At 52.9% G+C, this 14,567-nt stretch carries 11 protein-coding genes; 8 read left to right on the forward strand and 3 right to left on the reverse strand.

From position 1 onward, the window contains the following. Window positions 1–144 precede the first annotated feature (144 nt). The 3 genes from RID21_RS14145 to RID21_RS14155 all read left to right on the forward strand — a co-directional run bounded on the left by RID21_RS14145 (window position 145) and on the right by RID21_RS14155 (window position 4,187). Window positions 145–2,040, forward strand: a complete 1,896-nt coding sequence (locus tag RID21_RS14145; RefSeq protein WP_350189858.1) for a hypothetical protein — start codon at window positions 145–147, stop codon at window positions 2,038–2,040. A 144-nt stretch (window positions 2,041–2,184) separates the two neighbouring features. Further along, window positions 2,185–3,366 (forward strand): hypothetical protein, encoded by a 1,182-nt coding sequence (locus tag RID21_RS14150; protein WP_350189860.1) that lies wholly within the window; start codon window positions 2,185–2,187, stop codon window positions 3,364–3,366. A 23-nt stretch (window positions 3,367–3,389) separates the two neighbouring features. Next, the gene (locus RID21_RS14155; RefSeq protein ID WP_350189862.1) at window positions 3,390–4,187 is read left to right on the forward strand and encodes a class I SAM-dependent methyltransferase; all 798 of its coding nucleotides are present in this window, start codon (window positions 3,390–3,392) and stop codon (window positions 4,185–4,187) included. A gap of 11 nt (window positions 4,188–4,198) precedes the next feature. On the opposite strand, the gene RID21_RS14160 is transcribed toward RID21_RS14155, so the two are convergent. Both RID21_RS14160 and RID21_RS14165 read right to left on the reverse strand, forming a co-directional pair. Further along, the gene (locus RID21_RS14160) at window positions 4,199–4,732 is read right to left on the reverse strand and encodes an adenine phosphoribosyltransferase (protein WP_350189864.1); all 534 of its coding nucleotides are present in this window, start codon (window positions 4,730–4,732) and stop codon (window positions 4,199–4,201) included. Continuing rightward, window positions 4,725–6,455, reverse strand: a complete 1,731-nt coding sequence (locus RID21_RS14165) for a serine/threonine protein kinase (RefSeq protein WP_350189866.1) — start codon at window positions 6,453–6,455, stop codon at window positions 4,725–4,727. The genes RID21_RS14160 and RID21_RS14165 overlap by 8 nt, the downstream gene beginning before the upstream one ends. 136 nt (window positions 6,456–6,591) lie before the next feature. Between RID21_RS14165 and RID21_RS14170 the strand changes: the two genes are divergently transcribed. Next, window positions 6,592–6,987, forward strand: a complete 396-nt coding sequence (locus RID21_RS14170) for a sirohydrochlorin chelatase (RefSeq protein WP_350189868.1) — start codon at window positions 6,592–6,594, stop codon at window positions 6,985–6,987. Window positions 6,988–7,071: 84 nt separating this feature from the next. Here the strand turns inward: RID21_RS14170 and RID21_RS14175 are convergent, their stop codons facing one another. Next, a complete protein-coding gene (locus RID21_RS14175) occupies window positions 7,072–7,995 on the reverse strand; it encodes a DUF1573 domain-containing protein (protein ID WP_228030689.1) in 924 nt (307 codons plus the stop codon). A gap of 1,083 nt (window positions 7,996–9,078) precedes the next feature. Here RID21_RS14175 and RID21_RS14180 point away from each other — a divergent pair. The 4 genes from RID21_RS14180 to RID21_RS14195 all read left to right on the forward strand — a co-directional run bounded on the left by RID21_RS14180 (window position 9,079) and on the right by RID21_RS14195 (window position 14,538). Further along, the gene (locus RID21_RS14180; protein WP_350189870.1) at window positions 9,079–9,870 is read left to right on the forward strand and encodes a hypothetical protein; all 792 of its coding nucleotides are present in this window, start codon (window positions 9,079–9,081) and stop codon (window positions 9,868–9,870) included. A gap of 242 nt (window positions 9,871–10,112) precedes the next feature. Then, window positions 10,113–11,171, forward strand: coding sequence for a tetraacyldisaccharide 4'-kinase (lpxK, locus tag RID21_RS14185; protein WP_350189872.1), 1,059 nt, complete (start codon window positions 10,113–10,115; stop codon window positions 11,169–11,171). A 313-nt stretch (window positions 11,172–11,484) separates the two neighbouring features. Then, window positions 11,485–12,258 carry a hypothetical protein gene (locus tag RID21_RS14190; protein ID WP_350189874.1) on the forward strand — a complete coding sequence of 258 codons (774 nt, stop codon included), beginning with the start codon at window positions 11,485–11,487 and terminating at the stop codon, window positions 12,256–12,258. A 105-nt stretch (window positions 12,259–12,363) separates the two neighbouring features. Next, window positions 12,364–14,538 carry an outer membrane protein assembly factor BamB family protein gene (locus RID21_RS14195; RefSeq protein WP_350189876.1) on the forward strand — a complete coding sequence of 725 codons (2,175 nt, stop codon included), beginning with the start codon at window positions 12,364–12,366 and terminating at the stop codon, window positions 14,536–14,538. Window positions 14,539–14,567 lie beyond the last annotated feature (29 nt).

The following is a 14,567-nucleotide window of genomic DNA, read 5'->3' on the forward strand; positions in this document are numbered from 1 at the left end:
CTATCTTAACGCAGGTCGCGCATAGCACTACTTTTCAGCTGTTTCGTCATTGCGAAGTGATTCAAAAAAAACGGGCAGGCGGCTCTGTTTTGCCTCTGGTTGGCACAACGGTCTTTGTTGGGGAACTGAATAATGGAAGAAATCATGTCGATTGAATTTGGTCAGGCTGTACCCCAGCAATACTGGTCACTCTCTGATGAAGAGTTTCTGCCCGCAGTCGGCTGGGCATCGAAACCGCGCGGCGACCTGATGAAAGGGGCTCAAGCCGGCGACCTGGAACGGTTCGGGCAGGGTTTGACGGCTGGGTTGAAAGCAATTACCAAGCAGAAAAAGCAGACCAAACACAGCTTGGAGATGATGTGGTCCGTACTCTGGTCGGCAGAGAAGGTTGAAGACACTGGCCGCACTGCAGATCTGATTCATCTGGTGGAGTCTGCGAGCGCGGTGCCCGCCAAGAGCAAAAAGGCATCCAAAGCGGGCAAAAAGAAAAAAGCCCCAGATCTGAGTTGGGACGAAATCAGTCGCCTGTTGTATGGCTGGCTGGAACAGGCAACGCTTTCAGAGCCGATGCAGCCCTTCGAGTTATTGCTCCTGATGGAACTGCTGGAGAATGTCGGCTATCGCCTGGCACCCGCGACTCTGATCAGCACATGGCGCGCCTGCCTGTGTGCCGCAGTGGCACATTGTTTCAAACTGGAAGAGACAGATTTCTCCGAAACCCCGGATGACCAGATTCTGCTCGTCTCCGGTGAAGTACCCTGGCGGGCCAGCTTTCTGTTTGCAGGAGTCGCAGGAGCCAAGAACCTGAGGCAGTTAGGCCAGCAGAACCTGCGGGACGGTTTCTTTGAGCGGACGGATACCGATGGCACTCCCCATGCGGATATGCTTTCACGGATCGACTTCTGGCTGGCAACGATGACGCGTTCTCTGTTTATCGGCCAGGTCTGGAAAAAACGACTCTGGGAAAAGGAAGCACAGGAACGGTTTCAACTCACGCTTCAGGTGCTGGTGGCGACCAGTAATGCCTCCGGAAAACTGGCTTTGTGTCCGATCCATGAAATTGGTCACACCGAATTACTCAGTCTGGCCGCTTATTTTTCTGGTCTGTCGAACCGGAGTGCTGAGCGGATGTATCTGAAGGCATTAAATTCCGGGAAGAAAAAACGGTCGCAGTTCTTTATTCAAACTGACGATTACGCTGCGAATCAGTCAGACTGGTCTGCGCTGGCCGTGATGCGAAATTACTGGTCTGACTCATCAAATCTTTTGATGGTGACCTGGAATGGTGATCTGCCGGCAGTCAGTCTTACCGCACTGGGTAAACAGTTGCTGGAAGGACGGTGGGAGTTCTCTCTGACGGTGGACGGCACCGAAATCAGTGGGGATGGAGAATGGAGCGCTGTCTGCTGGAATTCAGATGAAGATGCTGATTACCTCGAGCTGCAGATGGACCTGGACGGCGGTTATACACTGGATCGTCAGATTCTGTTACCTCGCAATCAGCATTTTGTCTTTCTGTCAGACATCGTGAATGGTAGTAAAGCGGCACGGTTGGAATACCGTTCCCTGTTGCCGATGGTCTCCGGTTTTACCGGTGTCGTGGATGAAGATACGCATGAACTTTCGCTGAAGACCAAAGGACTCGCGGCCCGCGTCTTTCCGCTGGGGCTACCTCAGGATCGGGATTTCTTCTACCCGGGTAGCCTGAGTCTGAATGAGCGGGGACAGATTGAACTGCATCAGGTAGCAGCGGAATCGACAGCCCTGTATGTCCCTCTCGTTATCGACTGGGAACCGGATCTGAAACGTAAGCCAGCTGACTGGCAGAGTCTGACGATCAGTGAAGCGGGAAAGATTTCTCCCCGCGATGTGGCGTCCGGCCATCGGTTGCGGATCGGCAAACATCAGCTGCTGGTCTATCGCAGCCTGAAGAAGGGTGAGGTAGCCCGGGCCGTACTGGGACATCATACCAGTTACGAATCAGTGATCGGACGTTTTGATTCTGATGGAGAGCTGACGCCACTGCTCTTCGTGGAATAATGGGCCTCTGAAATGGCCTGAATCCATGCTTTCTGGATCGACAGGGTACTCAGACGGGCTGGGAACTCTTACAATGGATAGCTTATCGTGCCGTTTTCGGCGTAGATCAGTGAAACTGAAGCGATCAGGATCAAGCGAGGAATCATGTCAGAAGATGTTTTTGCCGCACTGGAAGAGTCACAGCAACAATCTCCGGAATCCGTCCTGGAGCGGCTGATTGAAACATTGACCGCTCAGAAAAACTATCATCGTCTGTTTGATGCGTTACTGATGCAACAGAAACACGCGATGGGGCTGGAAGTGCTACAGCCCACAACCTTCGATAATGTTCCCGATGAACGTAAGAAAGAGTTCGAAGAAGCCTACATCGAGGCGGCCCGTAAAGTCGGCAGTCTGTTTCTGGACGAGAAAATGTATTCCGATGCCTGGCTTTATTTCCAGACAATTCAGGAACCGGAACAGGTAACAGAGGCACTCAGCAAGATCAACCCCCGAACGGTACCCGAAGACAAGGTTGAAGGACTGATTCAGGTTTGTGCGTATGAAGGAGCGAATCCGGAGAAAGGATTCGAGATCATGCTGCAGTCGAACGGGATCTGTAATACGATTACGGTCTTCGACCAGATGAATGCCCAACTCAAGCCAGAGAGCCGGAAAAAAATCGCGCAGCTGCTGGTTGATCAACTTTATACCGATCTCGTCCAATCATTACAGTATCATGTGCAGCAGAAGATGCCGATTGCGCCACCCGCTGATAATCTGCGCGAGTTAATGGCCGGCCGGGACTGGATGTTCGAAGGGGGCAGTTACCATATTGACGTCTCCCACCTCAATTCCGTGGTCCGGTTTGCACGGCTCCTGCCGGAAGACGATCCGCACCTGGCGAAAGTGATCGAGTTGTGTGAATACGGTTCGCGACTGGATCAGCAGTTTCAGTATCCGGGTGAAGCGCCGTTTGAAGATTTTTATCCTGCTCACCTGCATTTCTTCAAGGCACTGGTGGGGGAAGAAAACGACCGGAACCTGGCCATTGGTTATTTCGAGAAGAAGCTCGAAATGGAACCGGATGAAGATGACAAGCAGATGATTGCCTATGTGCTCATCGATTTGTTGACGCGACTGAATATGAATGAGCGGGCCATCGAACTGGCAGAAACGTATCTCAGCCAGTTTGAAGATCCGAATACGTTCTCTTTCACCAGTCTGTGCCGCCAGACAAATCACCTGGATGTCCTGCAGAAAGTTGCGCGAGGCAAGGGGGATCTGGTGACCTTCGCGGGGGCACTACTGGACGCTCAGAACAAACCGCAGCCTCAGGAATCCTGATCCCTGTTTGAAGAGAACAGTCTATGTCTCACCTGCCTCAGAACCGAGCCGCCTGGAACCGGTTGGCAGAAAACCGCAGCCAGTTTACGAAGCTGGCAACCGATGAAGAGTGTCGCAATCCGTTGCAGACGCTGGACTCGCGCGGCTGGCTGCCTGCTTCTGTCGAAGGGAAGTCGGTACTCTGTCTGGCATCCGGGGGAGGCTGGCAATCGATTCTGTATGCTGCAGCAGGAGCTCGCGTCACCGTTGTTGATCTGAGCAACAAGATGCTGCAACTGGATGAACAGGAAGCGCGCCGTCGCGGGTTGCAGGTCAAGATTGTGGAAACATCGATGGATGATCTGTCGATGCTGCACGAGGCTGAGTTCGATATTGTGCATCAGCCGGTGAGTACCTGTTATGTGCCCGATATTGAAGTGGTGTATCGCGAAATCGCGCGTGTGTTACGTCCCGGCGGTCTGTATATCAGTCAGCATAAGACGCCCACCAGTTTGCAGATTACGCATCGGGATCAGCAGAACCGGTATGTGATCGGTCTGGAATACTATCAGCAGGGCGCATTGCCCAAAGTCGAAGACCGGGCCTACCGCGAAGACGGTGCCACAGAGTACCTGCATCGCTGGGATCAACTGGTGGGGGGCTTGTGCCGCACCGGGTTTGTGATCGAAGATTTACGCGAGCCGCTACGGGCTGACCCCAGTGCACCGGTAGGTCATTTTCGCTACCGGGGACGTTTTGTCGCACCTTACGTACGAATCAAGGCACGACGGATTTCCGAAGATACCGGGAAACAGGAATCTTCGTCTCTCTGGGTCCCTTAGTCGAACTGAGCTTATTCGGCGTCGTAATGAATCAGTGAGAAAACATCGCAGCCATTCATCTTCTCGCGACCGTTGAGGAATGCCAGTTCGATCAGAAAGGCACAGCCCACGATTTCCGCGTTGGAGTGGCGGGCCAGTTCGATACAGGCGGAGATTGTACCACCGGTTGCGAGCAGGTCATCTAAGATGACGACTCGGTCATCTGAATGGATGGAGTCGGTGTGCATCTCGAGCGAGTCAGATCCGTACTCCAGTTCGTAGTGAAAGGCTCTGGTTTCAAAGGGGAGTTTGCCGGGCTTGCGAATCGGAATGAAGCGGGCACCGAGAGCCAGAGCCAGAGGCGCTGCAAAGATGAAGCCACGTGCTTCGGCAGCCAGGATGGCAGTAATTTGTTTGTCGCGGTAGTAGTCTGCCAGACGATCGACGACAGCCTGGAATGCCTTCGGCTCGGCCAGCAGAGGTGTGATATCCCGGAACAGGATACCCGGTTTGGGGAAGTCGGGGATCTCACGAATATAATCTTTCAGATTGATCGAGTCATTCATTCTCGGTACTGGCTTTCTCAGGTTCAGGGGTTGGGGTTTCTGCCGACATGTTATCGGGCAGTTGATCCAGATGCTTGCGCGCATTTTCAACGAAGACACTGGCAGCCGGGTCCTGTCCATAGAGGACGATGACCGCACGCCAGACAGCAGCAGCTTCAGCGTATTTCTGCTCTTTCAGCAGAGCGTCTGCCTTGGACATCGATTGCGTGAGCATAATGTAGCGTTGAGCGGTACGGTTAGGGTCCTGCCGGAGATCGTTACGCATCTGGATGGCCAGATCCCGCATCTCCTTCTGTTCCGGTTCGTCCGGGAGCAGTTCGATCAGTGCGGACAGAACAATCTCGGCCTGCATCAGGTTTCCGGATTCCAGGTAATGCTGGGCCAGGGTTATGAACCGCTGCGGTTCGGTCTGCAGGCCAGAGCGTGATTTGCGCTTGGCAGTCATGCCGGCTTTCGAACGGAGCTCATAAGATTGAATGCGACTGAGTTGCTCTTTAATGATGCTCTCGTCTTCATCAGAAGGATTATCCAGCAGGGGGAGCAGGTACTTATCGCGGGCGATGTACCAGTCGGGACCTTCCGGCTGCTGCAGGATCTGTTTAGCGTGCTGCAGCATTTCCTCGCGGGACAGTTCGCGTTCCTGAAACCAGAAGTAGCCACCGGCGATGACCAGGACGAGCAGACCGAGCAGAAACCAGGTGTTGTCGAACAGTTGTCCCAGCCGGGAACCGGTACTTTCGGCTTCGAGCTGTGCCCGCATCAGCCCCTGCATCAGGGTGCCTGAGCCCGCTCCCTGATCGGAGAAGTCTGAGTGAGCCTGGGTGGAAGTCGCTGAATCTGCGCTGGTGCCCGAAAGTGCGTAGGTGTCTTCCGAGGTCGACATCTCATACTTGTTGATCACTTCCTGCAGACGACGCGAGAGCACATACGCATCGGGGTACCGTTTCTGAGGCTCTTTTTCAAGGAGCTGGCAGACGATCTCTTCCAGCCAGACCGGCAGATCGTCCACGTAGCGGCTGGGCCGATCGTACTGGCCGTACTTCTGTTTCTGGATGATGGCCAGCATGGTTTTGCCACTGAAAGGGGGGCGACCAGTGAGCATGACATACATCACCGCGCCAAGTGAATACAGGTCACTCTGGCGAGTAACCCGTTTCCCTTCCGCCTGTTCGGGGGACATGTATTCTGCCGTGCCTATGATGCCCCCGGTGACGGTCAGTTTTTCAGTCGCGAAGAGCTGTGCCACACCGAAGTCGGCCAGCTTGACCGTGTTATCGTCTTTGAGAATGAGGTTGGACGGTTTCAGGTCGCGGTGAATGATACCGGCGTCGTGGGATGCCTTGAGGGCAGAGCAGATCTGAATCGAAATATCGACAACGATTTTCCAGTCGAGCCGTTTGTCGCGGCGGAGACGGTTGGTGAGCGTTTCGCCTTCGACATACTCCATTACATAGTAGTAGATGTCGTTTTCGACTCCGCTGTCATAGAATTCGATGACATACGGGTTGTGCATTTTCTTGAGTGCTTCGATTTCACGATGGAAGCGTTCGACGAAGCCAGCCTCACGGGCCAGGGCACTCGGGAGAATTTTTATGGCAACCTGCTGATCGGTGTGGATGTTCGTTGCGAGGTAGACGGAACCCATGCCGCCGGCCCCGATTTTTTTCCCGATCAGATATTCCCCCAGACGTTCGGGGGCGGATTCATGTTCGTGTTTATTCAAGGTTGCTGCTCGGTTTGAAGTGTGTTGGTCGTCGATAAAAAGCGTCGTCAGACTGTCGGTTGTTCAGTGTCAGGAGACTGGCTGAAGTCTATAATCTCAGCAAGCGAAATGAAAGACGATTTCAGTACACTCTATTATGGATGAATCCATGTCTGATGCAAGAAGGAAGGCTGTTCTGCTGATCGCGCACGGCAGTCGACGTGCGGCGGCAAATCAGGATCTCGTGCGGCTGGCAGAGATGCTGCGGGAGCGGTCTGTGTTTCCAATCATCGAGATCGCTTATCTGGAACTGGCGGAACCGACGATCCCTGAGGGGGCGGAACGCTGTGTGGCTGCGGGAGCGGAGGAGGTGTTGATGCTGCCCTACTTTCTCTCGGCAGGCGTCCATGTGCAGAATGATCTGGAAGAGCACCGGAGTGAATTTACGACACAATTCCCCGGGACCGAGTTTAAATTGTGTGGTCATCTGGGACTGCATCCGCTGATGCTGGAAATTGTACTCGCCAGGTTGCGGGAGGCAGATGAGGAGTGAATTAAACTGTCACTTGTATGTATTTCACCAAGACCAAAAAAAAGGACGCCCCGAAGGACGTCCTTTTTCTCGCAATGAAAACCACTAATTGGTTTTTGTTTCAGCAATCCGACCGAAGGCCTTGAAGGTGATCGGTTCACTGCGACCATCGATGGTCACGGTAAACTCTTCTGAGTATTCACCTGGTTTATCGGGAGGAACGATTGTCAGCGGCAGCACGTGAATGGGCTGAGCTGCTTTCGGCATGCGGATTTTGAATGCTTCATCGTTGGATTCGCATTCAATCTTTGTGATTTCAAATGGCTTTTTGCCCCGCATTACAACATTGACTGTTTTTTCCTGTCCCGGAACCATCATGCCCAGAGAAACGACTTCGGGGGTAATGGTAATGTCAGATTCGACACGGGCTTCGACCAGCAGTGGCACTGTTGTGAAATTAACGTCGTTGGTCTTCAGGATGAGCTGTTCTCGAATTGGACCTTTAGGAGTCTTGGGATCGAGAGTCAGCATGATGTTGTAATTGACGCGACCGCCGCCTCGATTAGTCTCGACAGCCTTGGCAGTGACGTGTGGATTACGGGATTCGATTCCAGTCAGTGCCCAGTCTTCACGGCCCGCATAAGCGAGAGCCACTGTGGTCTCTGCACCTTTACCGACTTCGACAGAACCGAAGTTGGCAGCACCCGGTGTGAAGACGACATCGGTACGGATATACGAAGTAATCGGGATCCGGACTTCAGCATACTGGGGAGCATCAATGGTGATGATCACGTTGGAATCTTTGCGACGCTGGAAGCGGGCGGTATCCATTTTGACCTGGATGTATCCTTCTTCGCCACTTTCCAGGATGCTCTTGGAAGGTTCAGCAGCCGAACAGCCGCAAGTGGTACGAACGTTGGCAATATGGACGGGGTCTTTATAGATATTTTTAATTTTCAGGCGGTATTCGGCATCGGAACCACGGGCGATGACTCCGAAGTCGATTTTGTCTTTATCGAACATCTTCATCGCCCAGTCCTGTCCGAATGATGGGGCAGCATTCAAGACAAATAGACACAGGCTCAGGACACCGAACCGGAAAATACAGTTTTTCAGCATTATTGAATCTCACTTCTGCAAAAAATGAATTAACTTCGATGTATCACTCAAGTCGAGGCGCTGAGACCGATTATTATCCGGCCAGGGACAATCACCGACTTTCAGCACATAACCCTTACATCATTATAGTGCAGAATCCATTCACAGAGACGTTTCACACTATTTGTAAAAACGGGCTCGGTAGGCAGATGACTGTGGTGCCAAAGTTCAGCAGACAGTCGAGATGCACAAGCCTGAATCAGTTAGCCAGTATTATACTGTGTTTCCGTTTCTGAGATCAAATTGGAGATTCAGAACATCAGTAGATGGCATGTGTGTGACAAATACATCAGTCGGCATCGACACTTTGGTTGTGGCAATTTAGTTCGCATACGTTGAATTGTCAATGTTGTCTCTTTCCAGTCGCAACTGCCGGTTCTGGCCGGATTAAGCTGCGTAATCGAACCCGATTCAAATGACCTGATGCGATTGTTCATGATGTCACAAACAGTTTCCATAACTGGCTTTGAGCATTTACTACCCGCAAACGGAATTTTTATTACAACTGGTGAAAATCTATTCAACAGGCTTCTCTATTTGCTGATAACGCTTATAGATTAACAGGCTTCTCTAAAGTGGGTGTGCCTGTTTTTTTGCCAGTTCAGCAGGATGCTTACAGCAGTTCAGCTCAGAGATAGGAAAAGCGGGTTTCTTCGAAATCGAGCCAGCACGCATAGCTCGGAGTGATAGGCTTGAATTACGAGTGGGTTTCCACTCCGGCAAATACAACAGCGGGTCCCCGACGGTTCCCGTTGCATGATAAGGGAGAGGGGATCTCTTTCATTATCAGATCAGTTTCATTCCGAGAGGAGTGCAGGCTGGTCCGTTTCATACCAAAAGTGTGTGAGTGTATTGTTAATTCGAATACAGAAGTGTGTGAGAAACGTCACTGTCTGCGCCGTGGTGGCGGGAATATCAGTTCGGTCTCATTCAAACAGGGAGCGATAGATTCAGATGAAAATTAAAAATACTGCCAGGGCAGGTCTGACCGGACTGCTTGTGCTGGGAATTTCCTGCCTGGTGATCTCAGACCGGCTTGAAGCCGGTCACAAATGTGGTCACTGCAAGATGGGCGGTCTGTCGATGTTCCATAAAGGAGCGTGCTGCAGTCCGTGGCGTCCGGGCTTTAAACATAAATGCGGTCATAAGCACAAATGTGGTTCCGGTTGCGGGATGAGTACCTGCGGCTGCGGAGACTCGTTCGTTGATCAATATTATCAGGGAGTCGTTTATGGTATGGGAAACGTTTCGCAGGGTGGCTGCCGGTCATGCCAGTCTGGAGGTGCTGTGGCTGGTGCTTATGGGATGCCAGCCGGTGGTGGTCTCCCGCCGCAAGCGGGGTTGATTCCCGCTCCGGCAGTCCGACCGACGATTCTGCATTATCCGGGAACGATGGGCATTGCTTATCGTCGACCAACACGGATGATGCCGGCCGACGGTCCGGAGGGGCATCCGCGCGATGCCGGTCTGGATATCTATGCTCCAGGTGCAACCGATATTCGCGTGGTGGCACTGAACCGTCAACGCGATGAGATGGTGGGATATCGTGATCCTGCGAATGATGATATCTGGGAATTTGTGACCAAGCGTCCTTTGATTCCCGGGATTCAGCATGTCTATCAGGTGTATGCGATTTTCCCTGAGACAGGAAATGTTCCCCAGACGAGACGAGTCCGTCTGATCATGGGACGAATCGTCGAACTCAGTTACAAACCGTATCAACCAACTGACGGCACGAACCGGTAAAGTGCCGGGGTTCAGATGTGTTCCTGTCAGCTCGAGCCGGGAACGACTGCTGAACCTGTTCGACTCGATTCCTCCCTGTGCACGCACGCCCTGTCCGGAACGTGGTAGATTCTGATTGATGAAGTCTGGCCGCTGGTTAGCCAGAAAGCTTCGTCTCAGCTATCATGTTCGGGACAGGGCGTGTTTTGTGTAGCACTCTGCCCGCACATTGATTCTGCCAACCCGGGAAGACAGGCTGAATTGTGAACGAGGTTGACTATCTGAGCATCATTTCCGGCGCGCGACATGATTGGCGTGCCCGGTGCCTCAAACCCTGTTTCGGGTTTCTCAGCCTCTTCTATGGAACCGCAGTCACAGTTCGCAACCGTCTGTTTGACTGGGGTATTAAACGGGCACGACCGGTGAGCGTGCCGGTGATCAGCCTGGGAAACCTGACGACCGGAGGGACTGGGAAGACACCGCTGGTTGCCTGGCTGTCTCAGTGGTTTCAAGCAGAAGGGGTTTCTGTCGCGCTACTCAGCCGCGGTTATCGTGCGCTGCCTGGTGAAGTGAACGATGAGAAACTGCTGCTGGATCGACTCTGCCCGCAGGTGCCGCATTATCAGAATCCAGATCGTTGTGCATCCGCAGAGCAGGCTATTGAAGCAGGCGCACGCTTACTGATTCTGGACGACGGGTTTCAGCACCGCAGGCTCGCACGTGATCTCGATATCGTGCTGATCGATGCCGTGAATCCCTGGGGCTACGGTCATCAATTACCGCGGGGACTATTGCGGGAGTCGAAGTCGGGATTGCAGCGGGCGGGATTTGTGTTGATTACGCGTGTGGATCAGTGTCCGACTGAAGCACTGGAGAGTCTGACAGCGGAAGTCAAACAATTTGTGCCCGAGCACCGGATCGCCTATGTGCGTTTTGCTCCCCAGGGTCTGGTGAATGCCTCTGGCGAAACCAGGAGCCTGCATGAAGTGACCGGAAGACAGGTGTGGGGTTTTTGCGCGATCGGGAATCCTCGCGGATTTCAACAAACACTGGTGGATGCGGGAGGCCAGGTTTGCGGCATGCGCGTCTTTGCGGATCATCATCACTATAGTAAAGGCGACCTGCAGGAAATTGGCTCAGAAGCAGAACAGGCGGGAGCCGAGCTGATTTTGACGACGGCCAAAGACCTGGTGAAAATTAGTGAACAAAAACTGTCAGGGCTTCCGGTCTGGGCGGTGGAAATTGGGGCGGAAATCGTGCAGGGAGCGGCTGATTTTGAGGAAATCCTGCGGAAAATGGGGCTGGTGAAGCCGGAGAAATAAGTCTGTAACCGCTGAGTCAGGGGCGAATCAGCTTCAAACCAGTGGAAAACCATTATATATCGGGTTAAATCACGTTAGAGATCCCGAAAATTGCTGTAATCCCGTTTCAGATATACTTGATTTTGGTTCTGCGTTCTGTCATCCTGAGAAGAGAGTAACTTCACACAATGCAGGCCGTTTACCCCGTAAACGAACTTTTCCTGCCAGAAACCTACCAAACTGACGGGCCGCTTAGACTGAATGTGGTGACCGTATCCCTGCCTCCATCATTGGTCTGTTCAATCATAATTCAAATAAACGAGGTGTTTAAGTTATGCAAAAGAAAAATATTAGCCAGGTTCTGCTCGCCGCTGTTTTGATCTCTGGCCTGAATTTTTTCACGCCTGTAACTGCTTCTGCAGAAGGCTGGGGTTCGATTACTGGTAAGTTTGTCTTTGATGGTCCTGTCCCTGAGCGTCCGGTACAGCGAAAGAAAGGCGATCCCAACGTCAAGGATGCGGCTGTCTGTGCAGCTGACACTCATCTGGGAAATGATCTGGTTGTCAATCCTGACAACAAAGGCATCCAGAATATCTTCCTCTACATGCGTCGGGCAAAAGACATTCATCCCGATCTGAAGGAATCCAAAGAAAAGACTGTCGTCTTTGACCAGAAAGGTTGTACTTTCAAGCCTCACGCTCTGATTGTTCGTACTGACCAGAAAGTGATTGTCAAATCTGACGATCCCGTCGCTCACAACACCCACACCTTTCCGATCAAAAACCAGGCTGTGAACTTCATCCTGGCTCCGAAGGACCGTGAAGGAAAAGAAGTTTCCAACCCGATTCCTGAAATTCTGCCCATGCAGGTTAAGTGCGATATCCATCCCTGGATGACCGCCTACTGGTTCGTGGTAGATCATCCTTACGCTGTGGTATCTGATGCAGATGGAAAATTCACCATCAAGAATCTGCCCGCCGGTAAGCAGACTTTCCGGATCTGGCATGAAAAGAAAGGTTACCTGGATCGTAGCTTCAACGTGAACGTCAAGGACGGGGAAACCCTCGACCTGGGCGAGATCAAATACAAAGCATCTGATTTCGAGTAATCCTCTGCAACATCAGAGAAACGTATAGACAGGGCACGTCCGATTGGGCGTGTCCTTTTTAATGCCCTTAGATCTGTTGCTGAATGATGTGGGGTCGTTTTCGCCATGCATAAATCGTGCGGTTGCATCGCTCTACTGGTGCTGGGAGCGATCTTATTCTCGACAGAGATCAGCCTGGCTCAGACAGAGCCACAGGCAGCCGCCGATCAATTCCGCGAATCGGTCTCCCTGGATGTGAATAATGCGGTGCTCAAGAAGATGGGCTCCGTGCAGGATTTTCTGGCAGGCGCACAATGGGAAGATGCGATCAACAGTCTGATCCAGATCTCCCAGGAATACGGCAACACGCTTTATCCTGAATCCCCGGGACGCTATCTGCGGGTGTCCACTTACTGTCAGAACCTGCTCGCGGGTTTTCCCCAGGAAGCGATTCAAATCTACCGGGAAAAAGTTGATCCCCGAGCCCACAGGTGGCTGGAAGAGGCGGAAGCGGAATCGTCGGTCGGCCCGCTGTTGCAGATTGTCGATCAGGCACTGATGAGCAGCTACGGCGATGATGCCCTGTATCGCCTTGGCGAAATCTCCTGGGAACGCGGTGAACTGGGACAGGCGCGGGATTACTGGCGGAAACTGCTACCGCCCGAACCGGGATCTGCAGCGCGCAGCGATACCGGACTCTTCTATTATCCCGATTCCGATTTATCCGTGCCCCCGATTCTGGCGCGTCTGATTCTGGTCAGTCTGTTCGAGGGAAGTTTCAAACAGGCCGAAGCGGAACTGGCCGTGTTTCGCGAGCGCTATCCCGATGCGGAAGGCTCACTCGCCGGTAAGCAGGGGAACCTGGCAGATCAACTTACAGGAATTCTATCAGATCGCGGTCAGGTCTCACTGGCGAATGATCAAGACGAAATGCAGACATTCGCCGGACACCAGACCCGTAATTTCCGGGCGGGACATGCTCTGAACGTCGGAGCCGCAGCCTGGTCGTTTCGTGTGCCTCTGGTCTGGAGCCAGGAATACACGCGGAAACCTGCCTTTGGTCAACGCGTACCACCAGGGCTCTTCCCTGTCGTACATGGGGAGCATATTTTTATTAATGACTCAGAACGCATTTATGCACTCAACTGGAAGACGGGAACGCCCGCCTGGTCTGATGCGGATCCTCAGGCGAGTCCGATTATATATCCTTCCGTTCTGCAGGGGGCAGTGAGGCTGCCGTTTCGCTCTGTTGTGGGAGTCCCCCGGTTTACGATGACTGTTGCCGACGGACGGTTATACGCCCGCATGGGATCGCCGGTTACTTCGGTGGCGAAAGATGAGCGGCTGGGACTGTTTTCGGAACTGGTTTGCCTGGACCTGGATGAGGGCGAAGGCAAAATGCTCTGGAAGATTTCTTCTGCCGAGTTGCGCGAGCAGAATTTTGTCTGGTCGTTTGAAGGGGCACCAGTTATTGCCGGCGATCGTTTCTACGTCGTGTTGCACCGGGGCTTTCCCGAAGTGCAGACGAATGTTGCCTGTTTCTCCACCGAGACCGGGGAGATGCTGTGGAATCAGAAGGTCTGCCTGGCACTGCGGAACATTGAAGAAGGTGTAAACTACATCACCCATCTGCTGCTGACACTGGCGGAGGGGCAATTGTATCTCTCAACTGATATGGGAGCAATCGCATCGCTAAATACAAAGAATGGGAAAATCAACTGGATTGTGACGTACCCTTCCCAAGACGATGTTTCCCGCCGGGAATTGAGCGATCACATGGCAAGTGGTCTGGTCCCCTGCCTGTATGACCAGGGAATTCTATTCGTCGCTCCCCAGGATACGAAAACCCTCATGGCCTTCGATGCGTCTTCGGGACTTATGCTCTGGGAGCGGGAATGGCCGGAGCAGATTCGAAACCTGTTGGGAGTCACGGCGCGGATCCTGGTGGTCAGCGGGAATCAACTGTATGGCATCGATCGGGCAAGTGGGGCGTTACGCTGGAAGGCAGGCTATCTCGATCCGGAGGGTTTCGGCTATGGTCGTGGGCTGCTCGCTGGAGAGAACGTATATTGGCCTTTGAGGGATGAACTGCTGGTCGTAGACATTGAGCGAGGCACGCTCAAACAGAGAATCCCGTTGCAAGCCTTACAGGGAGAAACGGGAGGGAACCTGGTAATCGCGGGGGATCAGCTGTTGATCGCGCAGCCCCGAAAGGTGACCGCGTTCCAGAATCACGGCATCCTCCCCGGGCCACGAAAAGAGAATCAGAATCTGTCTGCAGCGGAGACGCAGGCACGTTGAAAATGTAAGATGTAATGTAGCTCCAACTC

Origin of the sequence: Gimesia sp. (genome assembly GCF_040219335.1) — a bacterium.
Classification (GTDB): Bacteria; Planctomycetota; Planctomycetia; order Planctomycetales; family Planctomycetaceae; genus Gimesia.

What these genes read in the sequence shown, in the direction of transcription:
- RID21_RS14145 (WP_350189858.1), top strand. Translation starts at nt 145, where the DNA reads ATGTCGATTGAATTTGGTCAGGCTGTACCCCAGCAATACTGGTCACTC.
- RID21_RS14150 (WP_350189860.1), top strand. Translation starts at nt 2,185, where the DNA reads ATGTCAGAAGATGTTTTTGCCGCACTGGAAGAGTCACAGCAACAATCT.
- RID21_RS14155 (WP_350189862.1), top strand. Translation starts at nt 3,390, where the DNA reads ATGTCTCACCTGCCTCAGAACCGAGCCGCCTGGAACCGGTTGGCAGAA.
- RID21_RS14160 (WP_350189864.1), bottom strand. Translation starts at nt 4,732, where the DNA reads ATGAATGACTCGATCAATCTGAAAGATTATATTCGTGAGATCCCCGAC.
- RID21_RS14170 (WP_350189868.1), top strand. Translation starts at nt 6,592, where the DNA reads ATGGATGAATCCATGTCTGATGCAAGAAGGAAGGCTGTTCTGCTGATC.
- RID21_RS14175 (WP_228030689.1), bottom strand. Translation starts at nt 7,995, where the DNA reads ATGAAGATGTTCGATAAAGACAAAATCGACTTCGGAGTCATCGCCCGT.
- RID21_RS14180 (WP_350189870.1), top strand. Translation starts at nt 9,079, where the DNA reads ATGAAAATTAAAAATACTGCCAGGGCAGGTCTGACCGGACTGCTTGTG.
- RID21_RS14190 (WP_350189874.1), top strand. Translation starts at nt 11,485, where the DNA reads ATGCAAAAGAAAAATATTAGCCAGGTTCTGCTCGCCGCTGTTTTGATC.
- RID21_RS14195 (WP_350189876.1), top strand. Translation starts at nt 12,364, where the DNA reads ATGCATAAATCGTGCGGTTGCATCGCTCTACTGGTGCTGGGAGCGATC.